This window comes from Siminovitchia thermophila (assembly GCF_016909185.1).
GTDB classification, from domain to species: Bacteria; Bacillota; Bacilli; order Bacillales; family Bacillaceae_C; genus Siminovitchia; species Siminovitchia thermophila.
Genome location: NZ_JAFBFH010000001.1, coordinates 20,447 through 42,892 on the forward strand (window position 1 = coordinate 20,447; position 22,446 = coordinate 42,892).

The 22,446-nt window shown below is 44.5% G+C and carries 20 protein-coding genes; 8 read left to right on the plus strand and 12 right to left on the minus strand.

Going from position 1 to position 22,446, the window contains the following annotated elements; genetic code table 11:
• Positions 1 to 398: 398 nt before the first annotated feature.
• On the minus strand, positions 399 to 1,646 hold the full coding sequence (locus tag JOC94_RS00110) for a GTPase (RefSeq protein ID WP_077109961.1): 1,248 nt from the start codon (positions 1,644 to 1,646) through the stop codon (positions 399 to 401).
• 267 nt (positions 1,647 to 1,913) lie between these two features.
• Here JOC94_RS00110 and JOC94_RS00115 point away from each other — a divergent pair, with 267 nt between their 5' ends.
• A complete protein-coding gene (locus JOC94_RS00115; RefSeq protein WP_236016915.1) occupies positions 1,914 to 2,159 on the plus strand; it encodes a hypothetical protein in 246 nt (81 codons plus the stop codon).
• A 24-nt stretch (positions 2,160 to 2,183) separates the two neighbouring features.
• Positions 2,184 to 3,035: an endonuclease I family protein gene (locus JOC94_RS00120; protein ID WP_077109960.1), complete on the plus strand. Its 852-nt coding sequence runs from the start codon at positions 2,184 to 2,186 to the stop codon at positions 3,033 to 3,035.
• Here the strand turns inward: JOC94_RS00120 and JOC94_RS00125 are convergent.
• A complete protein-coding gene (locus JOC94_RS00125) occupies positions 3,014 to 4,156 on the minus strand; it encodes a DEAD/DEAH box helicase (RefSeq protein WP_077109959.1) in 1,143 nt (380 codons plus the stop codon). The genes JOC94_RS00120 and JOC94_RS00125 overlap by 22 nt on opposite strands.
• Positions 4,157 to 4,380: 224 nt before the next feature.
• Here JOC94_RS00125 and JOC94_RS00130 point away from each other — a divergent pair, with 224 nt between their 5' ends.
• The 4 genes from JOC94_RS00130 to JOC94_RS00145 all read left to right on the plus strand — a co-directional run bounded on the left by JOC94_RS00130 (position 4,381) and on the right by JOC94_RS00145 (position 9,403).
• Positions 4,381 to 5,148, plus strand: coding sequence for a 3-hydroxyacyl-CoA dehydrogenase (locus JOC94_RS00130; protein ID WP_077109958.1), 768 nt, complete (start codon positions 4,381 to 4,383; stop codon positions 5,146 to 5,148).
• A gap of 33 nt (positions 5,149 to 5,181) precedes the next feature.
• Positions 5,182 to 6,327 carry an acyl-CoA dehydrogenase family protein gene (locus JOC94_RS00135; protein ID WP_077109957.1) on the plus strand — a complete coding sequence of 382 codons (1,146 nt, stop codon included), beginning with the start codon at positions 5,182 to 5,184 and terminating at the stop codon, positions 6,325 to 6,327.
• A gap of 21 nt (positions 6,328 to 6,348) precedes the next feature.
• Complete coding sequence (locus JOC94_RS00140; RefSeq protein ID WP_083717289.1) at positions 6,349 to 7,476, plus strand: CaiB/BaiF CoA transferase family protein; 1,128 nt, start codon at positions 6,349 to 6,351, stop codon at positions 7,474 to 7,476.
• A gap of 316 nt (positions 7,477 to 7,792) precedes the next feature.
• On the plus strand, positions 7,793 to 9,403 hold the full coding sequence (locus JOC94_RS00145) for a long-chain fatty acid--CoA ligase (protein ID WP_205177858.1): 1,611 nt from the start codon (positions 7,793 to 7,795) through the stop codon (positions 9,401 to 9,403).
• A gap of 586 nt (positions 9,404 to 9,989) precedes the next feature.
• Here the strand turns inward: JOC94_RS00145 and JOC94_RS00150 are convergent.
• A complete protein-coding gene (locus JOC94_RS00150; RefSeq protein ID WP_077109876.1) occupies positions 9,990 to 11,378 on the minus strand; it encodes an alanine/glycine:cation symporter family protein in 1,389 nt (462 codons plus the stop codon).
• A gap of 210 nt (positions 11,379 to 11,588) precedes the next feature.
• Between JOC94_RS00150 and JOC94_RS00155 the strand changes: the two genes are divergently transcribed.
• The gene (locus JOC94_RS00155) at positions 11,589 to 12,482 is read left to right on the plus strand and encodes a YitT family protein (RefSeq protein WP_171973799.1); all 894 of its coding nucleotides are present in this window, start codon (positions 11,589 to 11,591) and stop codon (positions 12,480 to 12,482) included.
• Between the two features lie 77 nt (positions 12,483 to 12,559).
• A complete protein-coding gene (locus JOC94_RS00160; RefSeq protein ID WP_077109874.1) occupies positions 12,560 to 13,693 on the plus strand; it encodes a zinc-dependent alcohol dehydrogenase in 1,134 nt (377 codons plus the stop codon).
• Between the two features lie 654 nt (positions 13,694 to 14,347).
• Here the strand turns inward: JOC94_RS00160 and hisIE are convergent.
• From hisIE to JOC94_RS00205, 9 genes are all read right to left on the minus strand, one after another.
• Entirely contained in the window at positions 14,348 to 14,992 is a 645-nt protein-coding gene (gene hisIE / locus JOC94_RS00165; protein WP_077109873.1) for a bifunctional phosphoribosyl-AMP cyclohydrolase/phosphoribosyl-ATP diphosphatase HisIE, read from the minus strand.
• The gene (gene hisF / locus JOC94_RS00170; RefSeq protein ID WP_077109872.1) at positions 14,982 to 15,737 is read right to left on the minus strand and encodes an imidazole glycerol phosphate synthase subunit HisF; all 756 of its coding nucleotides are present in this window, start codon (positions 15,735 to 15,737) and stop codon (positions 14,982 to 14,984) included. The genes hisIE and hisF overlap by 11 nt, the downstream gene beginning before the upstream one ends.
• 3 nt (positions 15,738 to 15,740) lie before the next feature.
• Positions 15,741 to 16,439: a 1-(5-phosphoribosyl)-5-[(5-phosphoribosylamino)methylideneamino]imidazole-4-carboxamide isomerase gene (gene hisA, locus JOC94_RS00175; protein WP_077109871.1), complete on the minus strand. Its 699-nt coding sequence runs from the start codon at positions 16,437 to 16,439 to the stop codon at positions 15,741 to 15,743.
• Between the two features lie 44 nt (positions 16,440 to 16,483).
• Entirely contained in the window at positions 16,484 to 17,071 is a 588-nt protein-coding gene (gene hisB / locus JOC94_RS00180) for an imidazoleglycerol-phosphate dehydratase HisB (protein WP_077109870.1), read from the minus strand.
• Complete coding sequence (locus JOC94_RS00185) at positions 17,052 to 18,128, minus strand: pyridoxal phosphate-dependent aminotransferase (protein WP_077109869.1); 1,077 nt, start codon at positions 18,126 to 18,128, stop codon at positions 17,052 to 17,054. The genes hisB and JOC94_RS00185 overlap by 20 nt, the downstream gene beginning before the upstream one ends.
• Positions 18,125 to 19,408 (minus strand): histidinol dehydrogenase, encoded by a 1,284-nt coding sequence (gene hisD, locus JOC94_RS00190; protein WP_077109868.1) that lies wholly within the window; start codon positions 19,406 to 19,408, stop codon positions 18,125 to 18,127. The genes JOC94_RS00185 and hisD overlap by 4 nt, the downstream gene beginning before the upstream one ends.
• Positions 19,405 to 20,025 (minus strand): ATP phosphoribosyltransferase, encoded by a 621-nt coding sequence (hisG, locus tag JOC94_RS00195; protein WP_077109867.1) that lies wholly within the window; start codon positions 20,023 to 20,025, stop codon positions 19,405 to 19,407. Before hisG ends, hisD begins: the two co-directional genes overlap by 4 nt.
• Positions 20,022 to 21,146, minus strand: coding sequence for an ATP phosphoribosyltransferase regulatory subunit (locus tag JOC94_RS00200; RefSeq protein WP_077109866.1), 1,125 nt, complete (start codon positions 21,144 to 21,146; stop codon positions 20,022 to 20,024). The genes hisG and JOC94_RS00200 overlap by 4 nt, the downstream gene beginning before the upstream one ends.
• Positions 21,147 to 21,451: 305 nt before the next feature.
• Complete coding sequence (locus JOC94_RS00205) at positions 21,452 to 22,444, minus strand: ABC transporter ATP-binding protein (protein WP_077109865.1); 993 nt, start codon at positions 22,442 to 22,444, stop codon at positions 21,452 to 21,454.
• Positions 22,445 to 22,446: the final 2 nt, after the last annotated feature.

Here is a 22,446-nt window from a genome sequence, read left to right on the forward strand (position 1 = left end):
TCAACTAACATTCAGTAGGAATGGAAGAAAACGCCTACTGAATGAAGTTTCACTTTATCCCGCATGTAAGGTGCCGTATACACCACTTCAAAATCTTGAGTGAATACAAAAGTCTAAATGGGAGAAAACGGCACCTAAATGCCCGATTGGTTCAACTAACATTCAGTAGGAATGGAAGAAAACGCCTACTGAATGAAGTTTCACTTTATCCCGCATGTAAGGTGCCGTATACACCACTTCAAAATCTTGAGTGAATACAAAGGTCTAAATGGGAGAAAACGGCACCTAAATGCCCGATTGGTTCAACTAACATTCAGTAGGAGAAACGCCTACTGAATGAAGTTTCACTTTATGTAAAGCAAAATAAAACTCCGCAACATAAGCGGAGATTTGATAGTTTATGATTCTTTTTTTTGTTCTTTTCGAAATTGCTTTTTTCCCTTCTCAAATGCTTGCTTTGCTTTTTTCAAATCTTTTCCTTCAATGTAGTATGAAATGCCGGCCTGACCAATCCCATACGTTACCCCACCTGCCACTGCGCCGGAAATGACGTTGCCGGCAGCGGGAATTAGTTTGGCCGCTGAACGGGCTCCTTCTCTTACGAGAAAAGCCACTCCAAGATTGACTCCAAGCGCTCCAATAAACTCGCCGGCAGTGGCCTTGCTGATTTCCCTGCCCGAAATATAGGCAATCGCCATAATCATAAACGCCTGAAGTGCCGTCAACAGCGGCATATCCGCAAACGGTATCGGCTCAATTCCGATGATCATCGCCATACCGGACATCGTGACGACGATCTTCTGTGCCGCTTTTTTTTTAGCCGGGATCGCCTTTGCCGCTTTTGCCGTTTTTAATTTGGCGTCGTTTGGAAGGACGTCGACTAAATATGCGGCCAGCTCATCTACGTTCCAGCGCATATCGTATACGATATTTCCATCTTTGTCAAAATCGGCATATGTGCAAATTGGAATCGTCGTGATCAGAGGAATTTTATGTTCCTTAAAGCGTTTTTCCATCAAATTGACGGCCGCTTTGATATTTTTTGCTTTTTCCGGATGCCCATCGAGCGGCAGTTCTTTATAGTAAGGCGGATCAAGCTCATCCACTTGGCTCACGATGCAAATGACTGGAACATCATAGGCGTGAACCTGGCGGATGAACTCCCTGATGTCGTTTAGCTCCCGCAAATCCTCCTCCACCCGTGCATCGATTTCCTTTGCCTTGATTAAAAACAGGAATACATCCGGCTGCTCCGCTTTTACTTCTTTTTTTAATTGATCTATCGCACGATCTTCGTCGGCTGCTTCAAGCGGCTTCTCGCTTTCACCAAGCCCCCTGGAATCAAGCAGCCTGATCTTCGGGTCTTCATCTGAAGGGTACCATAGCCATTTTCCCCTTCCAGTTCCCGCCTGGACCGGGCTGACTACTTGCCGCCTTTCTCCAAATAATGCATTGATGAGAGATGATTTCCCGGCTCCTCTTCTTCCCACAAGCGCAATTCTTGGTTCCCGCGCTTCGATTGTAAGCTCCTTTAATTCAAAGATCTTGGATTTCATTTTTTGTTTTGCGTTGCCGGAAATTGGCAGTCGATCTACTTGATCCTTTAAGTTTTTAAATACAGAAAAAAAATTTTTGTCATTGCCCATCTCGATCCCTCACGATCTGTAATATGTAAATTTATCCCGCATGTAAGGTGCCATTTACATCACTTCAAAACCTGGGTTGATACAAAAGGTCTGAGTGGGAGAAAACGGCACCTAAATGCCCGATTCGTTCATCTAACATTCAGTAGGAGATGGAAGAAAACGCCTACTGAATGAAGTTGCAATTTATATTTTCCCTCTTTTTCCGTAATTGAACCATTTCTATTTCTGTTTCTTCATCAAAAGATTATAATGAACAGGAAGGGAACGATGATTATGGAGCTTTTACATTGGTCATACTCAAAAAAATACAATATTGTGGCAAGGTTTCATCCATTTTCCCACTCAAAAGTCATTTTCAGACAGATCAAGGACTATTATTTCATTTATACCATTTATTGGTCTTCCGAAGATCCTGTCGTTGTCCGCAAGGATTTGGAAACAATGGAAATTCTGCTGAACCGCGAGCTTGGAACAGAACAAGCCTACTTTAATAGGCTTGCCTACAATCATTAATTCGGCAGAAACGGAGTGATCATGATGACCGTCCATCTTGTCCCAACGATCAAAACTTTGGAGAAGAATCTTTATAGATTAAGAGAGAATCAGCTAGTTTATTACGATGCGCAAGCAGACAGGAATGAAATCATCCAATATTATCGACGTGTCGACGTGTGGGAAACGAAATCCATATACCGGCAATTGCACGCCCTCGTCAAACAAACCCATAAAAACCGCGTGCCCTATGGGGTAAGCAAAGACCAATATTTATATACGTGGGTGGATCTGCAGCCCGACGGAGGAATTAAAAGCATATACTCCGGAAAGGATGAAGATCCGGCTATGTTGATTGCAAAAGATGATGAAGTTCGAAAAAAGCATGAACAGTTATTGGCGGAAAACGGCCTCCCAAAATATATGCCGATGGAGCTCAAGTTTAATGCCGAGCACATTGTCCCGCAATCATGGTTTTCCGGTCGCGAACCGATGAAGGGGGATTTACACCATCTTTTTGCCTGTGAACCAAGCTGTAATGCCATTCGGTCCAATTTTCCATACTACGACTTTCCGGAATACAACCCGGAATTGCCTACTGAAAAAATACGGAACCATTGCGGAGTCGCTTCGTCCGGTTTATTTGAACCAGAGTTTGGAAAAGGAACGGTCGCCCGTGCGCTGCTTTATTTTGTCCTCCGTTACCCGAAAGGGATCAAAAAGGCATTTCGCAAAAAAGTGGACTTCCCGCTCTTGCGGAAATGGAACAAGACCTTCCCACCCGAGCTTTACGAAAAGCACCGGAATCAAGCCATTTTTCATATTCAGGGAAACCGCAACCCATTTATCGATTTTCCCGAGCTTGCGGATAGCATTTATTTTCCTCTGCGTTGGTAATTTTTTGCCGGATGAAAGCCGCCTTTATAAAGGCGCTTTTTGCTGAGTGGAATCCCTAAAAGTTTGCCATATTTTTGCAGCTCGCGTTCATCCCTTGGAGAAACGAGCGAAACAACTGTTCCGAATTTCCCCATTCGCCCTGTTCTTCCTGAACGGTGGATATATTGTTCCACGTCCTTCGCCAGGTCAAAATGAATGACGTGGGATATCCCTTTTATATCCAACCCTCTGGCTGCTATATCTGTGGCGAGCAAGATGCTTACATCCCCGGAGTCAAGCCTTTGTAACGCCTTTTTCCGTTCATCTTTGCGCATATCACTGTGAAGGATTTCCAAATCAACACCTTCATAGGATAACTTGTCGGCAATGACATGCAAGTTGCCAATAGACCGAATGAAAGCGAGGCCTTTCATCCCGTCCATTTTCGCGATTTTTCCAAGCAGGTTGATTTTTTCACGCGGTTCACACAACAAATAAATATGTTCGATCTCAGATGGTACAGCTAGTTCCCCCTCGACCACAATCCTTTCGGGCTCCCTTCCAAGCATGGCTGTTACTTGGTCGGGATCTTGCAATGCGGTTGCTGAAAACAGCAGCAACTGGCGGTCATTGAGCGCCGATTTCACGACACGCCGGACATCGTCAAGATGTTCCTTGCCGAGCAGTTCGTCCCCTTCGTCCAGCACAATGGTTTTCACTTCATGCATCTTCAGTTTTTTCATTTGAATCAGTTCCCAAATGCGCCCTGGTGTTCCCACAATCAGTTGTGGGCGCTTTTTCAACTTTTCCATTTGCCGCTTTATATTGGCCCCGCCAACAAGGGAAACGCTTGTCAGCCCGGTTCCTATAGACCATGCTTTTATCTCTTCAAAAATTTGCATGACAAGCTCTCGGGATGGAGCCAAAATGACTGCCTGTGTCGCTTCCTTTTCTTCATCCACCCTGTTTAAAATCGGCAGTAAATAGGCAACTGTTTTGCCAGTGCCCGTTGGAGATTGAGCGACCACATCTTTACCTTCCAAAATAGAAGGTATAGCTCGTTGTTGAACAGGCGTCGGCTCTGTAAACGACTTTTTCCAATTTTCCTGCAGGGCAGGTTTTAAGCTATGTAAAAAATTCATATTACTTCCTCATTTCAACTTGTTGATTGCTGGATTATCATAATGGACAAAATGCCCTCTTCCAGATTATATCCTAAGTTTAAATCGTGAATAAGAAGAAAAGCAAATGTTATCGCAAACCAAGGCTGTTTAGCACATATGCCTGATATTGCTTGACTTCATATATTTGAATTATTAGAATATATTTAATTAACTTCTCTATTTGTCGAGAAAGGATGATTGTCATGAACATAGATGAGGTTACCGCAATCGTTACGGGAGGAGCCTCCGGTCTTGGGGAAGCCACCGTAAGAGACATTGTTTCACATGGTGGCCGGGCTTTTATTCTCGACCTTGAGGAAGAAAAAGCAAGGAAGCTTGCGGATGAGCTCGGAAGCAATGCCGCTTTTTTTCATGCTGATGTTACAGATGAAGACAGTGTTCAAGACGCAGTGGGAAAGGCATGTGACACTTTTGGGCACATCAATGTGCTTGTAAACTGTGCCGGGATTGCTATCGCTAAGAAAACGCTCGGCAAGCAAGGGCCGCATGATTTGCCGTCCTTTTCAAAAGTCATCGCCGTCAATCTGACAGGCACTTTCAATGCGATCCGCTTGGTATCTGAAAAAATGGCGACCAACGAACCGAACCTGCACGGTGAACGGGGTGTCATTATTAATACAGCTTCTGTCGCTGCTTTTGACGGACAAATCGGACAGGCTGCCTACAGCGCATCAAAGGGCGGTATTGTAGGAATGACATTGCCACTCGCAAGGGATTTGGCTCACCTTGGCATTCGGGTCATGACCATTGCTCCCGGATTGTTTCATACCCCCCTATTTGCCCAACTGCCTGAAAAAGCCCGAAAAGCCTTGGGTGAAATGACTCCTTTTCCTTCCCGCCTCGGCCAGCCAAGCGAGTATGCGCATTTAGTGTTGTCAATTATAGAAAACGCGATGCTGAACGGAGAAACAATCCGTCTGGATGGTGCCATTAGAATGCAGCCAAAGTAATGGCAAAACCCTCAAAAGCACGAGGTGAACATAGTGAAAAGAACGTTTTTAAAAGAAGAACATGACATTTTCCGCCGGTCACTAAGAACCTTTCTTGAACAGGAAGCTGCCCCCTTTATTAAGCGATGGGAAGAAGAAAAAGAAGTTCCGCGTAGTTTTTGGAAAAAGATGGGGAAGCATGGATTTCTCTCCCCGCAAGTCAGTGAGAAATACGGAGGGTATGATGCCGACTTCGGTTTTGCCGTTGTCGTTTCCGAAGAGTTGGACCGTGTGAATGTTGGACTTGTTGGAATCAGTTTACATAATGACATTGTCATTCCCTATATTGAAACATACGGCACCGAAGAGCAGAAGAAGCGGTGGCTGCCGGGGACTATTAGCGGAGACTTGATCTCGGCGATTGCCATGACAGAGCCGGGAGCCGGTTCCGATTTGGCCGCGATTAAGACGAAGGCCATTAAAGATGGAAACCATTATGTTTTAAATGGAGAAAAAACATTTATTACAAATGGAAAAACCGCTGATATCGTTGTAGTGGTATGCAAAACGGATCCTCAGGCCAGTCCGCCGCACAAAGGAATCAGCCTGCTCGTCGTTGAAGCGGGAACACCCGGCTTTATAAAAGGGAAAAAATTAAACAAGCTTGGCCAACATCTCAATGACACTTGCGAGTTAATTTTTGAAGATGCGAGAATTCCTGCGCAAAACTTGTTGGGAGAAGAAGGAAAAGGATTCTATTATTTAATGGAAAAATTACAGCAGGAACGGCTTTTGGTTGCTATTCAGAGCATGGCCTCAGCAGAACTCATGCTGGAGAAGACCGTTGAATTTGTAGAACAGCGGGAAGCCTTTGGCAAACGCATCAGCCAGTTTCAAAATACGCAGTTTAAGCTGGCAGAAATGAAGTCGGAAATTGAAATTGGCAGGACATTTGTGGACAGGCTCATTGAAGCGCATATAAACAATACAAAAATCACGACAGAAGTAGCCATGGCCAAATGGTGGACAACAGATTTGGTGAAGAAAGTGTCTGCAAACTGTTTACAGCTTCACGGGGGGTACGGATATATGGAAGAATACGAGATTGCGAGAAGGTACCGCGATGTGGCCGTTTCATCCATATATGCAGGTTCCAATGAAATTATGAAAATGATCATTGCAAAAAATATGGGTCTATGACATTTGAAAGGAGGAGCCTTTTTGCCGTTAACATCTATTATGGTCTTGGATTTAACCCGCCTCCTGCCGGGACCTTATTGCACGATGATTCTGGCTGACTTTGGGGCGGAGGTCATAAAAGTAGAAGATCCCCAGCTTGGCGATTATGCAAGACATTTCGAACCGAAAACGAATGGAAGCAGTGCCCTGTTTCAATCACTGAATCGTAACAAAAAGAGTATTTGTCTGAATTTGAAAGATGAAAGCGATAAAAAAACCTTTACGCAACTGGTTAAACAAGCGGATGTCCTTGTTGAATCTTTTCGGCCAAATGTCATGAAACGGCTTGGACTTGACTATCAAACGTTAAAAGAGCTGAATCCCGGTTTAATCTTTTGCTCCATAACAGGGTATGGACAAACTGGTCCTTATGCAAACCGCCCCGGCCATGACATCAATTATCTTAGCTATGCCGGGCTTTTGGATATTATGGGAGCAAAGGATGGCATCCCGATCGTTCCCGCTGTCCAAATTGCCGATATTGGGGGCGGGGCTTTTCCGGCTGCTGTCGGTATTTTGCTCGCACTACTGGAAAGAAACCGGTCAGGAAAAGGACAATTGATTGATATATCCATGCTCGATGGAGTGATTTCCTGGCTGCAAACATCGCTTCCAAATTTTTTGGCAGGCGGCACTGTCCCAAAACGCGGTGAAGAAATGCTGACCGGCGGACGGGCATGCTACTCCGTTTATGAAACAAAGGACGGAAGGTTTTTATCAGTCGGGGCCATTGAGCCGAAGTTTTGGAAAGCTTTTTGCCATACAATTGAACAGCCTGATTTTATTCCTTTATTGGAAGCGTCTTTACATGAACAGCACCGGCTGAAATATGAGATTCAACAGATTATATTGCAAAAAACTCTTTCCGAATGGATAAAAGCGTTTTCTGAAGTGGAAGCATGCGTCTCTCCTGTTTTAACTTTTAAAGAAATGACAAGAGATCCGCAAGTTGTCGCAAGAGGCATCCTGCGAACCATTTTTCAGCAAATGGCAGGTGAAATAACATATATTGATAATCCGATCAAACTATCAGATACGCCCGCAACATTCAGATATCCGGCTCCCAAACACGGTGAACATAATAACCAAGTAATTAGCCATATAAAGTGAAACTTCATTCAGTAGGCGTTTCTCCTACTGAATGTTAGTTGAACCAATCGGGCATTTAGGTGCCGTTCTCTCCCATTTAGACCTTTTGTATTCACTCAAGATTTTGAAGTGGGAGGCTTACGGCACCTTACATGCGGGATAAAGTGAAACTTCATTCAGTAGGCGTTTCTCCTACTGAATGTTAGTTGAACCAATCGGGCATTTAGGTGCCGTTCTCTCCCATTTAGACCTTTTGTATTCACTCAGGTCTTGATGTGGTGTATATATGGCACCTTACATGCGGGATAAAATAAAGCAGAGTAAAGGAGAGTTCCCTATGATGGACATCCCATTAACCCTCACTGCGCTGATAGAGCGTGCTGAAAAATATTTTTCCAAAAAAGAGGTCATTTCTAGGACCCATGGCGGATTGCATCGTCTCAATTACGGGAAAATCGGCCGCCGTACTCGGGCTTTAGCAAGCGCATTGGAAAAGTTGGGCGTAAAAAAAGGAGATCGTGTCGGGACATTCGCCTGGAACCACCACCGCCATTTGGAAGCGTATTTTGCCATCCCATGCATGGGCGCAGTGTTGCACACCATTAACATCCGTTTGTCAGTAGAGCATTTAATATATATTATCAATCATGCTGAGAACAAAATATTGCTGATCGACCCTGACCTTTTGCCCATTATTGAAAAAATTCGAGAACAGATCCCCACGGTGCAAGCTTTTATTGTCATGGCTGATGAAAATGCATCCATAGAGTCCAGTTTAGAACCATTATATTCTTATGAAAAGCTGGTCGGTGATGGCGATGAATCTTATGAGTTCACATCTGATATCGAGGAAAACGACCCTGCGGGCATGTGTTTTACTTCTGCAACAACAGGAAAACCGAAAGGCGTTGTTTATTCCCACAGAGGTATCGTTCTGCACAGCATGGCATTAAGTATGGCCGATACCGCGGGCATTTCCGAATCAGATATAGCAATGCCTGTTGTCCCAATGTTTCACGTAAATGCCTGGGGATTGCCGTTTGTGGCCACCTGGCTTGGAACTACGCAAGTCCTTCCCGGTCCCATGGTGACACCCAAGCTTCTTGCCGAACTCATTGAAACTCATAAGATAACGATTGCAGCCGGTGTGCCGACCATTTGGATCGGACTGTTACATGAACTTGAAAACGGAGAATACGACACGTCCAGCTTAAGGTATGTCCTTTGCGGAGGAGCTGCCGCGCCTAAAAGCGTGATTCATGCGTTTGAATCAAAGTTCGGCATACCTTTTATTCACGCATACGGCATGACGGAAACGACACCCCTGGCTACGCTGTCGCGCCTCAAAAGTTATCAGCGTGATCTTCCAGAAGAAGAGAAGCTGGCGATCAAGGCTAAACAAGGGATCGTTGCTCCCGGTCTTGAAATCAAAGTAATCAACGAAAATGGCGAAGTGAAGCCTGATGGAAAGGAAATGGGAGAGCTTCTCATTCGTGGCCCCTGGATCGCCAATGAGTATTACAAAGACGAGCGGACGGAAGACGCCTTCCAAGACGGCTGGCTTCATACCGGAGATGTGGTAACAATTGATGAGGAAGGCTTTATCCATATTATCGACCGGACAAAGGATCTAATCAAAAGTGGCGGTGAATGGATCTCTTCTGTCGAACTGGAAAATGCGCTCATGGCCCATGAAGCTGTTTTTGAAGCGGCAGTTGTTTCGGTTCCCCATCCAAAATGGCAGGAACGCCCTGTTGCGTGCGTCGTTCTTAAAGAAGGAAAAAGCTTGACAAAAGAGGAAATCATCGCCTTTTTGAAACCGCAATTTGTCAGCTGGTGGCTTCCTGATGATGTGATCTTTCTCAAGGAAATACCCAAAACATCCGTTGGAAAGTTTTTAAAACGCCAACTGCAGGAACAATTGAAAGAACATCTTACCACCCAGTAAATAAAGGAAATGGCGCTGACGCCTTATGGCTCTAATACTTCGTGCTCGGCTTCTGAACGCAAAAAATAATAAAAAACCTAATGAAATCATGTGGAAGAAGAACTTTTTCCTCCACATGATTTTCATTTGTTCGATCTCCACAAGCCAAAACAGCAGAAATAAGCGACAAACGGGCAGCTGGACGGACACGTCCGCACAATAATAGCGGACAGCTGGACGGTGGAATTTTGCCCGTAAGCACGAATGGCTCAAAACCCGTTCGATTGTCCTTGAAAAAGGAGAGAGATCACTCAGTCAAGTTTTCGGCCTTGGACGTCATGCAATATGATATTAATAATCGGTCCCTGAATCTGTGTAAATTGCACTTATCTTAATCATGAGTATGAGCAATATATTTTTCTCATGGAAGTTGCTTTTCCAATGGGCAGCTCACCGTTTTACTAAAAAGGTCCTTGCCGTGCGTCCCTCCCCCTGCCTCTTCCATCATCGCTTTTTCAATTTGCGGGAAAATGCGCAACTCGTCCGTCCATCAAGCGTCAGGCCAAATTTATTTTAGGAGTGGGAGCTTTACGACCACGACCGTCACCTAACTCACATTTGCTTTTTCCTCTTCCAAATCCTTTAAATAATATTTTTCCGAAGTGAAAAACTCATCTTTTAGCTCCTTCACTTGTTTACGGAGCAAAAGGATCGCTATGACATTTGGAATCAGTATTGCCGCAAGGGCGATATCAAGAAAGCTCCACAGCACTTCGGCGGCGCCAATAGCGCCAAGAATAATGCACGCGACATATACTACTTGCATTCCTCTTCCTGCCGTTAATCCAAATAAAAACTCAGCCTGCTTTACTCCGTAATAAATCAGAACAAGCATCGTAGAAAGCACAAAGAACACGAGGGAAATCGCCACGACGGCACTTCCAATCCCGCCAAAATACTCTCCAAATGCGACCGCTGTCAAGCCGGAGGGGTTTTCACTGGCTGCTTCTCGTGTCCAGGCATCTGAGGATAGGACAACAAACGCTGTTGCGGTACAAATGATGAGCGTGTCCACCACGATTCCGATGATAGACCAAAATCCCTGTCTTACCGGATGGTCAGTTGTCGCTGTGGCGTGCGCAATTGGTGTTGTTCCGAGTCCTGCTTCATTAGAATATAGACCGCGGGCAAATCCCCAGCGGATTGTTTCCGCAATGGCGGCCCCGGCAAATCCCCCGATTGCCGACATTGGCTGAAAAGCAGAAGTGACGATCAATTTAATGATGGAGGGAAACTCTCCGATATTCATGGCAACAATGATGAGAGCTGATGCCACATAAAATATAGCCATAAATGGCACCACAAATTCGGTGACGCGGCCGATTCTTTTAATACCGCCAAATACAATGATGGAAATCAAAGCGGCGGCGCCAATACCTGTATATAAAGGAGAGATTTGGGTTGTTTCATAAATGGTAGAGGCAATTGAATTTCCTTGCACCATCATGCTGGGGACAAGTTCAAGCATGAGGGCGAAAGAAAACCAGATGCCAAGCCATTTCATGTTAAGCCCTTTTGTCATGTAATACATTGGTCCGCCTACGTATTCTCCCGTTTCGTTTTTCTCCCGGTAACGTACAGCGAGAACACTTTCAGAAAACTTAATAGACATGCCGATTAACGCGATGACCCACATCCAAAAAATGGAACCAGGCCCTCCAAACATAATGGCAGCCGGTACCCCCACAATATTTGCGGCGCCAATCGTACAGGACAACTCGGAGGTCAGAGCCTGAAAAGGAGTAAGTGTCCCCTTCCCTTTCGGCCTTTTGAAAACGCTTCCTAATGTTTGTTTTATGATATAAATAGGATAGCGAAATTGAAAAAAACCGAGCAGAACAGTTAAATATATACCCGTGACAAGAAGCAACAAAATAATGGGCAAACCCCATAACCAATTGGAAAAAGCCTCTACTTTCGCAAGAAATTCATCCATCTTAATTCAAACAACCCCTTTCCCTATTAGGTACGAATTACCCCGTTCCAGAGGCTATAAACACACTTTTTAAAAAATAGGAAAAATGTCATAGTTCTGAAATTTTATTATCGGAACAATTCATTTTTTCGAGTTCATATTTTGGGACTTTTTCAATAGCGTCTGGAAAGTTTATAATATAAATAAGCCATTAAAGAGAGGAATTATCCAATGAGACAGAAAGACAAAACATTACCTTCCCAGGCGCAGCACAGAAAGTTGACGAAAAAGGCTCTTTTCTGGCGATTCGTTTTTGTCACTTTAGGGGCTGTTCTGATGGCTGTCGCTTTAGAGTTTTTCTTAATACCGAACAACATTTTGGACGGAGGCATTACCGGCATTTCCATCATTGTCGGATATCTCACCGGTTGGAGAGTTGGATTTATCATCTTTCTATTAAACCTGCCTTTTATTTATATTGGGTATAAACAGATGGGAAAAACCTTCGCGCTGACCACATTGTATGGTATTTTTATTTTATCCATCACCTCTATTCTCCTTCATAATGTCTATATCGTGACAGATGATTTATTGCTGGATACGGTTTTTGGCGGGATCATTTTGGGAGTCGGTGTCGGCATGGTGATCAGAGCCGGCGGTTCACTTGACGGGACAGAGGTTCTCTCCATCCTTTTAAGTAATAAACTGCCTTTTTCAGTTGGCGAAATCATTATGTTTTTTAACTTTTTTATTTTTACCGCCGCCGGATTTATCTTTAGCTGGGAACGGGCGATGTATTCGATCATCACTTATTTCATCGCCTATAAAGCGATTGATTTAGTCGTCGAAGGCTTAAATCAATCTAAATCGGTCTGGATTATTAGCGAGGAAGCGGAACATATCGGAGATGCCATCATTGCCAGGCTTGGCCGGGGTGTGACGTATTTGAAAGGCGAAGGCGCTTTTACAGGGGACAAAAAAAGAGTCATTTTTTGTGTCGTTACCCGCCTGGAAGAATCCAAGTTAAAGACGATCGTAAATGACTTTGACCCCAATGCTTTCATTGCTTTTGGAAATATATCCGAGGTCAAAGGCGGCAGGTTCAAGAAAAAGCATATTCACTAAAACCGGCGGAACTGCCGGTTTTTTTTATGGGAAAAGGACATCCTATCATTAGTAAATATGAAAAGGAGGACGAACAAATGAAAGCCGTGACATACCAAGGTCCCCAAAAGGTGGAAGTAAAAAATGTCCCTGACCCCGTGATCGAGAAGAAAGATGACATCATCATCCGTATTACCTCTACTGCGATTTGCGGATCGGATCTTCATTTATACCTCGGAAACATCAAACTTCGCGAAGGCTATATCATTGGGCATGAACCGATGGGAATCGTGGAAGAAACAGGCCCGGACGTTACGAAAGTCAAAAAGGGAGACCGGGTCGTCATCCCTTTTACCGTTGCGTGCGGAACTTGCTTTTATTGTAAAAATGACATGGAAAGTCAATGTGACCATGCCAATGAAGTTGAAGATACCGGGGGATATTTTGGATACTCCGAATGGTTTGGTGATTATCCGGGAGGCCAGGCCGAGCTTTTGAGAGTCCCTTTTGGAAATTTCCTTCCGTTTGCCATACCGGAGACGTGTGAACTGGAAGACGAGGCCTTATTGTTTTTATCCGATGTCCTGCCCACATCTTATTGGAGTGTGAAAAATGCGGGGGTAAAGCCGGGAGATACCGTTGTTGTTCTCGGCTGTGGCCCCATTGGCCTGATGACGCAAAAATTTGCATGGAAGGCCGGGGCCAAGCGGGTTATCGGTGTGGACTATATTCCATACCGTTTAGATCATGCTCAAAAAATAAACAATGTCGAAGTCTTTGATTTTACAAAGCATGATGATATGGGGTTGGAATTAAAAGAGTTAACGAGCGGAGGCGCGGACGTTGTCATTGACTGTGTCGGGATGGACGGAAAAAAATCCCCGCTAGAAAAAGTCGGACAAAAGCTGATGATCCAAGGCGGAACGTTAAGCGCCATTCAAATAGCAACAAAGGCCGTTCGAAAGTTCGGCACCATCCAGCTGACAGGTGTATATGGATTAAACTATAACATGTTTCCGCTCGGCGATCTTTTCGCCCGAAACATATCACTAAAAATGGGCCAGGCCCCTGCCCCTCATTTCATGCAGGAACTTTATGAACAAATCGTTTCCAACGAGATTGATCCGACTGATATTATCACCCACCGAATTCCATTAGAAGAAGCGGCCCGAGGCTATGAAATGTTTAACGAACGCGAGGAAGGCTGCATCAAGGTTGTCATGAAGCCGTAAGAAAAGTGCAGCGCCTGTTTAGTCACATACAAACTGAAGCACTCCACAATGAGATAAAACGAAATAGCGGCCAGCGGAAAGCTTTTGTCCGCCGCTTGTTCGTGACGGTCACTTCCGCAGTTGCCCCCAATGTTTTTGAAATGGGGGTAATGCCAGTTCATGCGAAAGAAAGCCAAATAACCACAATACGATAAAGGCAAAATGACAAGGAGGTTGGGACACAACTAAATCAGCTGATGAAAAAAAGAACAATAAAGTGAAACTTCATTCAGTAGGCGTTTTCTTCCATCTCCTACTGAATGTTCGTTGAACGAATGGGCATTTAGGTGCCGTTTTCCCCTACTTAGACCTTTTGTATTCACTCAAGGTTTTCAAATGGTGTATATGGCATCTTACATGCGGGAAAAATTTAGCTAGTGTATAATACGCAAGCTTTTAGCGTAGTCAACATATGTGGACTCCTGCGGGAATAGCTCGATCTGAAGATCCCCCGATCCCGCAGGAAAGCGACCTTTGCTTTCCGAGGAAGCTGAAGAGACCTGCGGAAAACGAAATATGTTGACGTAGCGATGATAGGGATTTTTTTAATACAAATAAACCGAACAATTTTAAATGAATTGTTCGGTTCGTATTTGCTTATGTCCAGTCTCTTTTTTACCAGTTTTCAATTTCCGGGCGTTCCGGCTTCGCATTTCCTTTTTTGGATGAACGTTTTTCCAATTCCGCGTATACTTCTTCAAGGGAAACCCCTTGCTCTGCCAATAACACGAGACTGTGGTAGAGCAGGTCTCCACATTCGCTGATAACCTCATTTTTATCTTTGTTTTTCGCAGCAATCACAATTTCTCCCGCTTCTTCAATCAGCTTTTTGGAAATTTTATCGATTCCCTTTTGAAATAAGTACGTTGTATAGGAACCTTCAACCGGGTTCGTCTGGCGTTCATTGATTTCCGCCATCAATGAAGCAAAAATCGATGAGTCGGCCTTTTTTTCACCAACAATAGTATTATAAAAACATGACTGTTCTCCCGTATGACACGCGGGACCAAGCGGCTCCACATAAATGAGCAAAGAGTCGTTGTCGCAGTCCAAATGTACCGATTTAACGATTTGCTTGTTTCCGGATGTGGCCCCTTTGTTCCAATATTCTTGGCGCGACCTTGAATAAAACCACGTTTCTTTTGTCTCCAAAGTTTTCCGGTAGGCTGTTTCATCCATATAACCGAGCATCAGCACCTCTTTGCTCACGTCATCCACAATCACCGCCGGAAGCAGTCCTTTTGAAAAATCAGGCTCCACTAACGTCAACTCCCCGCTCGCGGCATAACGTTTTCACTTCGGGAATGCCCACTTCGTTTTGATGGAAAATAGATGCCGCCAATGCTGCGGCCACATTCGTTTTTTCAAATACCTCTACGATATCCTCCGCACTGCCACATCCACCTGAAGCAATTACAGGTATATCAACAGCATCGACAATCGCTTTCGTTAATTCCAAGTCGTAACCGTCCTTAACACCATCACGGTCAACACTTGTCAGCAAAATTTCGCCGGCGCCAAGTTCTTCAAGCATTTTCGCCCATTGTACCGCGTCAAGGCCGGAATCTTTCATACCGCCATGTGTCATCACATGCCATGTCCCATCCGACATTTGCTTGGCATCAACTGCTGCGACAATAGTGGCCGAACCAAATTTTTCCGCCGCTTCTTTAATAAGTTCCGGCCGATCTACGGCAGCTGTATTGATCCCGACTTTGTCCGCCCCGGCTTCTAAAATCCTTCCGATATCGTCGGCTGTCTTGATTCCCCCGCCAACTGTAAAGGGGATCGATACTTTTTTCGCCACTTTTTTGACGACATCCACCATCGTTTTGCGCCCTTCGGTAGTAGCTGAAATGTCAAGAAAAACAAGTTCATCAGCGCCATTATTTGAATAGTCGGAGGCCATTTCTACTGGGTCGCCCATTTCACGCATTCCCTCAAAATGAATTCCTTTCACTACTTTTCCATCTTTTACATCCAAGCAAGGAATAATTTTTTTCAACTTTTATGACCTCCTTAATTTGACTGTTCCCTCATACATGGCTTTTCCCACGATGGCTTCTTCAATCCCCAGCGCGGCAACTGCATCTAAATCTTCTTGATTGCGAATACCGCCTGATGCGACAATTTTACAGCTCACCGCATCATTGATTTTCTTCAGTTGCTCCAGGTTGGGCCCTTGCATCGTGCCGTCTTTTGAAATGTCCGTAAAGACAATTGTTTGGACGCCCAGCTGCTCCATTTGCTTCGCAAATTCAATATAATCCATTTCGGTTTCCTGCTCCCAGCCCGAAACCGCCACTTTTTCATTTCGGGCATCAATGCCGATTACGATATGTTTTCTATGTTTTTCCAAAGCAGCTTGTAGAAATTCCCTATCTTGAATGGCAGCCGTTCCAATAACGATTCTGTCCACCCCTGAGTTGACATATGCCTCGACTGTTTCAAGGTTCCGAATACCACCACCAACCTGAATCGGCACAGTCGACTTGGCGCATAATTCTGAGATCAATTCAAATTGCTCAGGCTTTCCTGAACGGGCGCCGTCTAAATCAACAATATGAATGATTTCCGCCCCATCATTCATAAACGTTTGTAATTGTGAAGCGGGGTCGCTTCCTACTTGCGTTGTCTTATTAAAATCCCCCTGATACAGCCTGACACACTTTCCATCAATTAAATCCATTGCTGGTAAAATCTTCATTTGCCCCTCCCGCATTGTTTGCTCAATGATTTTAAAAAGGCTCCTTACTCAAGCAAGCCTTTTGTTGACAAAACACCTTCCAACGAAGGATCTATTTTCACCGCTTCCGCCAGCGCCCGTCCCAGCGCCTTAAAAAGAGCTTCAATTTTGTGATGTGTATTTTCTCCGTATAGTACCCTCGCATGGAGAGTAATCCCTGCGTTAAATGCAAATGCCTGGAAAAACTCCCGTACAAGCTCAGTATCAAAATTCCCGAGGGAGGTTAAATGGAATTCACCCTCAAAATGTAAGAATGGACGGCCGCTTATGTCCAGTGACACAAAGGCAAGCGCATCATCCATCGGTACGTACGATGTTCCAAAGCGAACGATGCCGCGTTTGTCCCCCAGCGCTTCCCGGACTGCTTTTCCAAGAACAATGCCTGTATCCTCAACAGTATGATGACTGTCGATATGCAGATCGCCTTCGACATTCAACGTTAGCCCAATCCGGCCATGACGTGCAAACGCATGAAGCATATGGTCAAAAAATCCGACTCCCGTCTTAATACTGATTTCCGACGCATCATCAAGCCGGACAGCCAAGTCGATTTTCGTTTCGGCCGTCTCCCGTTTACTGGATGCTTGGCGCATACGACTCACTCCATTCTTTCAAGGCTGACCGTAATTTCTCATGTTCTTCCTTCGTGCCGGCCGATATCCGGACTGCTTCCGGCTCACTACCGAAATAACGTATTTTTATCTTTTTTTCATATAAAAAGTCTGTCAGGCTTTTCGCCCCGCTTAATGTCATGAAAAAGAAATTGGTGTTTGAAGGATATAATTTGGCATCTTTCCTGCTTGCCGCAAATTCCTTCATAATGTCTTCCAATTCAGCAATTTGCGCCAGTTGCATGATCAAAAACTGATCAAGAAGCTCCGGTTTTTTTAACAGCTGCGTCCCGATTTGAGCGGAGACGGTATTCACATTATAAGGTGGCTTTATAGAGCCGATCCCTTCAATCAGACGATCATTTGCCGCCAAAAATCCGAGTCTGAGCGCCGCCATGCCAAGCGCTTTGGAAGCTGTTCGTAAAATAATAAGATTGTCATAATCAAGCAATTTTGACACGAAAGGAGATTCACCGGCAAAGTCTATGTAGGCTTCATCCAACACAAGAATGCCCCCGCCATTTGTCTCCAATGCCATCATGATTTGCTCTATTTCTGTCTGTTCATATAGTCTGCCAGTCGGATTGTTTGGATTTGATAACAAGAAGAGTTTTGGCTTTAAATGCTCAATCTTTTGCAAAACGATTTCAAGCGGCAGAGCAAAATCATCTTGTAAAGCAACTTTCTCAACGTTCGCCCCCATAATTCGGGCATTTTTTTCATACATTGAAAAGTCTGGTTCCAATACTATGACCGTATCTTTCGGATCAAGAGCATATTGGCATATAAGTGTAATGCATTCGTCCGATCCGTTCCCTGCCAATAAATTGTTTTGGGGAAAACCGGAAAATTTGCTGTACGCCTCGATGAGCGCTTCCGTACTTTCTGCCGGATAGCGGTGAATCAGCGTTTTTTCCAGCTCGGAAAAATCTACGTATGATAATAGACTCGTATATGCTTCATTGTTGTCCAGCCTGATCATGTCGCCAGGCTCTGGTTTCACTTTATAAGGGCTTATGCCCGAAAGCGTCTTTCTCACTGTTCCAGCCTCACTTTCACCGCGCGTGCATGGCCGTCAAGCTCCTCTTCCTGCGCAAGAGTTTCCACATAAGGAGCGGCCTGCCGCAATGCGTTTTCTGAATAATAAACATAAGTTGTTTTCTTGATAAAATCATCGACTGACAATCCCGAAGAAAAACGGGCTGTCCCAACCGTCGGCAATACATGGTTCGGCCCGGCAAAATAGTCGCCGACAGCTTCCGGTGTATGATGGCCGATAAAAACAGAACCGGCATTTTTCACTTTACTCAAATGATGAAGTGCATTCTTTGTCTGAATTTCCAAATGTTCAGGAGCAAGAGCGTTCACTAGGGAGAATGCTTCATCAATTGTGTCTACCAAAACGGCAGCACCTTCGTTGGCAAGCGAGATTTCCGCAATGTCTTTACGTGGAAGCTCTTCACATTGCCGTTTTACTTCTTCCAGCGTTTTGGCAAGGAGGGCTTTGGACGTGCAGAAAAGAAAAGAGCGCGCCTTTTCATCATGTTCGGCTTGCGCGATCAAATCTGCAGCCACATACGGGGGATGGGCCGATTCATCCACGATAATCGCCACTTCCGAAGGCCCCGCAATCATGTCGATTCCGACATCACCAAAAACGAGTGATTTTGCCGCGGCCACATATGCGTTCCCGGGGCCGACAATTTTATCAACGGCTTCAATTTGTTCTGTCCCGTATGCAAGTGCGCCGATCGCTTGGCTTCCGCCAATTTTATAAATAGTGTCCACACCGGCAATGTCTGCGGCAACTGACAGAACAGGCGGAATATTTTTGCCGTCTCTTGCCGGGGTTGTCATGACAATCTTCTTGACGCCGGCAAGCTTTGCTGGTATAGCATTCATGAGAACCGTTGAAGGGTAGGAAGCCTTCCCTCCCGGAACATAAATGCCAACTCGTTCGAGCGGCCGGAAAAGCTGGCCGGAAACAATGTCATCCGTCATTTCCATCACACGTGATGTTTGAAGTTGTTTTGAGTGAAAGCTTCGAATATTGTCCGCCGCTTTTTTAAGAGCGGTGATCACTTCCGGCGCTACGTCATTCCAGGCGTTCTCCCGCTCTTTCTTGGAAACTAGCAAAGAAGCGGCGGCCAAACCGTCAAATTTCTTCGTATATTCCTTTACAGCTTCATCACCGCGATTCCGAATATCATCCAATATGTGTTTCACCGTCTGTAATACGTCACTGTCAAATGGCTGCTTTTTTGTTTTCGCGGCAATAAAAGCTTCCTTAAATTCCTTTTGGGAATATTGGCGTATCATATGGCGACCTCCTCAATCCGGAAGGAATCAATAAGGGGGGCCAAGATGGCTTTTTTCAACTTCAAGGAGTTTCGGTTGGCGATACACCGGGCACTGATCGAAAGCATTTCTTCCTTTACAACAAGCCCGTTCTCCCTTAAAGTATTTCCCGTTTCGACAATATCAACAATATCGTCTGCCAACCCCAATAATGGAGCCAGTTCAACAGAGCCTTCCAATTTTACAATATCAACCGACTTTCCTCTTTCCCGAAAATATTTCGTCGTGATATTGGGAAATTTCGTCGCGATACGCTGTTTTGCAAACTTGTTTTCCGCCTTCTGTTCGCCCGCGACAGCCAAACGGCATTTTCCAAAAGGCAGCGGCAGCAAATCATACACATCAGGCTCAAACTCTAACAATATATCTTCACCGACAATCCCTATATCGGCTATCCCATGTTCAACATAAGTAGCCACATCAACTCCTTTGGCAAATACGGCATAAAAATGCTCAGTTTCCACTTGGAGTTTTCTGCCTTTCTCTTTTAAAGGCTGAATATCATAATTGAGCGATTCCAGAAAGGCAAGAAATTGCTTTTCCAACCTTCCCTTTGTTAAAGCGATCACCGGTTTCACTTTTCCAACACCTCATATTTTCCATCATTAAATTGTATTTCCACTACTTTATCATAATTTCCGGTATTTGCGGCGTCCAACTGCACATCAACAATGCAATTTTCATATGATTTTCTCAATTTTTCCGCATAAACGATCGTATCCATATTGGCAATGATGCAAATACGCTGTTTTGTATTTTCTTCTTCATATTGTTCGGCCAATAAATCCAGATCAAATGCCAAACCCGCCGCAGATACATTTCGTCCATATCTGTCATAAAGCTTGTCGTAGCGCCCTCCGGAAAAACAAACGCCACCATTTTTTTTCAAAAAGCCCCGATACATCATTCCGGAATAATAAGGGAGGTTTTTAACTCTTCCCAAATCGACGAGAATGTCCCCGCTTCCGGATGCTTTCAATATATGGGCTACTTTTTTCATTTGTTCAAGGATTTGAAGCAAGTGCTCCTGATCTTTCCAGCGCTTCTCATATTCGTCAATGACACCAATATCACCATATGCATCAACAAGCGCCGCGAGTTCTGCCGCTGCTTTTTTTCCTCCGATATTGAGTACGATGTGGTATACCTCATCCTTTTTCTTGTCATGCATGGCTTGGTGGAGTTTTTCCGCATCATCTTTGGCAAATGGCAGATTTGAAACGAGGCTTTCATATATATTTGCATGCCCCAGCTCAATTACATAATCCTCCATGCCCATTTCCTTCAAGAAAGAATGGGCCATGAGCAGACTCTCACTTTCCCCCATCAATAGCGGCATATGAAGTATTTCAATTCCGGCCTGGTTGCATTCCATGCCAGGACGGTCCGTCCTAAATATAGAACCTTGATAAGCCCATTTTTGCGGTGTGGCTTCCCGGGAAGATAAAGCTCTTGCAATGGCCGTCGTCCAATCGGGACGCAACACTTCAATTTCTCCTTCAGAGTTGAACCATTTTAACATGTTTTGTAATTTCATATTGACGTAATCATTCGTAAAAGTGGACGCATACTCCACAACTGGTGTTGAAATCATTTCATATCCGCGTAATGTCACGACCTTCCGGAACTTTTCCATTACCGAAAACCGATTGCTGACGGCGGGTCCCATTTCATCTCTGCTCCCTGCAGGCAAAAACATAATACTCACTTCCCGAATCAATTATTCTTTAACTCTCTATCGAACTAAAGGATTTTCATAAATTGGTATTACTTTACCATAAAACAAAGGATTGAGTCAATCTGATCGTAAACTATTAAAATAATGAAAAAAAAAACATTTTTCCATTGAAAGTCATGTAAACGAAGAATGGTTTGAGGATTAGACCATAAGAATCGAGGATTGCCCCGGAAAGAAGGACATGAATATGTTCGCTATTCCAGTAAAACTTCCAGCCACATGTATGCATTTTTCGCAACATGTAAAAAGGGGCTCGCGGCCCCCTATTACTGATATAAATGACATGCGGTGAAATGTCCCGGTTTTACTTCTTTCCAGTCTGGATCAACTTTGGCACACACGTCCATAGCAACCGGACAGCGCGTTCGGAATACACATCCGCTCGGGGGATCTATGGGACTTGGCACATCGCCTTTTAAAATAATCCGTTCCCGCTTCACTTCGGGATCGGGGATCGGAACCGATGACAATAAAGCTTTTGTATATGGATGCAATGGGTCCTCATACAGCTTTTCACTATCCGCAAGCTCAAACATTTTCCCCAGATACATGACGAGAATTCGATCGGAAATATATTTGACCATTGATAAATCATGCGCAATAAATAAATAGGTCAAACCCATTTTTCGTTGCAAGTCTTTTAGAAGATTCACAACTTGAGCCTGTATCGATACGTCCAGGGCCGAAATCGGTTCATCACAAACAATGAATGTCGGATCAAGGGCAAGCGCCCGCGCAATGCCGATCCGCTGGCGTTGGCCGCCGCTGAACTCATGGGGAAAACGGCTAATATGATCGGCATCCAACCCGACAAGCCGCAGCAATTCTTTGACCCGCTCACGCCTCTTTTTTCCGCTCAACACACCGTGAATCGCAAATGGCTCTCCAATGACTTCCTCAACTGTCATTCGCGGATTCAACGATGCGTAGGGATCCTGAAAAATCATTTGCATTTCCCGCCGCATTTGGGACATTTCACGATCATTGCTTTGAAAAATATTTTTTCCGTTAAATAAAACTGCACCCGAAGTCGGCTCGTATAATCTGATGATCGTTCTGCCCGCGGTTGATTTCCCGCAGCCGCTTTCACCAACAAGGCCGACCGTTTCTCCCTGGTATATATCCAAATATAACCCGTCAACCGCCTTCAATTTTTTATTACCTACGGTAAAATATTTCTTTACATTCTTCACTTGGATTAATGGTATGGAAGAATATCCCTGTTCAAAAGATTTTTTTTCTTTCAATTCCGGTGTCATGT

What these genes read in the sequence shown, in the direction of transcription:
- JOC94_RS00110 (WP_077109961.1), bottom strand. Translation starts at nt 1,646, where the DNA reads ATGGGCAATGACAAAAATTTTTTTTCTGTATTTAAAAACTTAAAGGAT.
- JOC94_RS00115 (WP_236016915.1), top strand. Translation starts at nt 1,914, where the DNA reads ATGATTATGGAGCTTTTACATTGGTCATACTCAAAAAAATACAATATT.
- JOC94_RS00120 (WP_077109960.1), top strand. Translation starts at nt 2,184, where the DNA reads ATGACCGTCCATCTTGTCCCAACGATCAAAACTTTGGAGAAGAATCTT.
- JOC94_RS00125 (WP_077109959.1), bottom strand. Translation starts at nt 4,156, where the DNA reads ATGAATTTTTTACATAGCTTAAAACCTGCCCTGCAGGAAAATTGGAAA.
- JOC94_RS00130 (WP_077109958.1), top strand. Translation starts at nt 4,381, where the DNA reads ATGAACATAGATGAGGTTACCGCAATCGTTACGGGAGGAGCCTCCGGT.
- JOC94_RS00145 (WP_205177858.1), top strand. Translation starts at nt 7,793, where the DNA reads ATGATGGACATCCCATTAACCCTCACTGCGCTGATAGAGCGTGCTGAA.
- JOC94_RS00150 (WP_077109876.1), bottom strand. Translation starts at nt 11,378, where the DNA reads ATGGATGAATTTCTTGCGAAAGTAGAGGCTTTTTCCAATTGGTTATGG.
- JOC94_RS00155 (WP_171973799.1), top strand. Translation starts at nt 11,589, where the DNA reads ATGAGACAGAAAGACAAAACATTACCTTCCCAGGCGCAGCACAGAAAG.
- JOC94_RS00160 (WP_077109874.1), top strand. Translation starts at nt 12,560, where the DNA reads ATGAAAGCCGTGACATACCAAGGTCCCCAAAAGGTGGAAGTAAAAAAT.
- hisA (WP_077109871.1), bottom strand. Translation starts at nt 16,439, where the DNA reads ATGAAGATTTTACCAGCAATGGATTTAATTGATGGAAAGTGTGTCAGG.
- hisB (WP_077109870.1), bottom strand. Translation starts at nt 17,071, where the DNA reads ATGCGCCAAGCATCCAGTAAACGGGAGACGGCCGAAACGAAAATCGAC.
- hisD (WP_077109868.1), bottom strand. Translation starts at nt 19,408, where the DNA reads ATGATACGCCAATATTCCCAAAAGGAATTTAAGGAAGCTTTTATTGCC.
- JOC94_RS00200 (WP_077109866.1), bottom strand. Translation starts at nt 21,146, where the DNA reads ATGTTTTTGCCTGCAGGGAGCAGAGATGAAATGGGACCCGCCGTCAGC.
- JOC94_RS00205 (WP_077109865.1), bottom strand. Translation starts at nt 22,444, where the DNA reads ATGACACCGGAATTGAAAGAAAAAAAATCTTTTGAACAGGGATATTCT.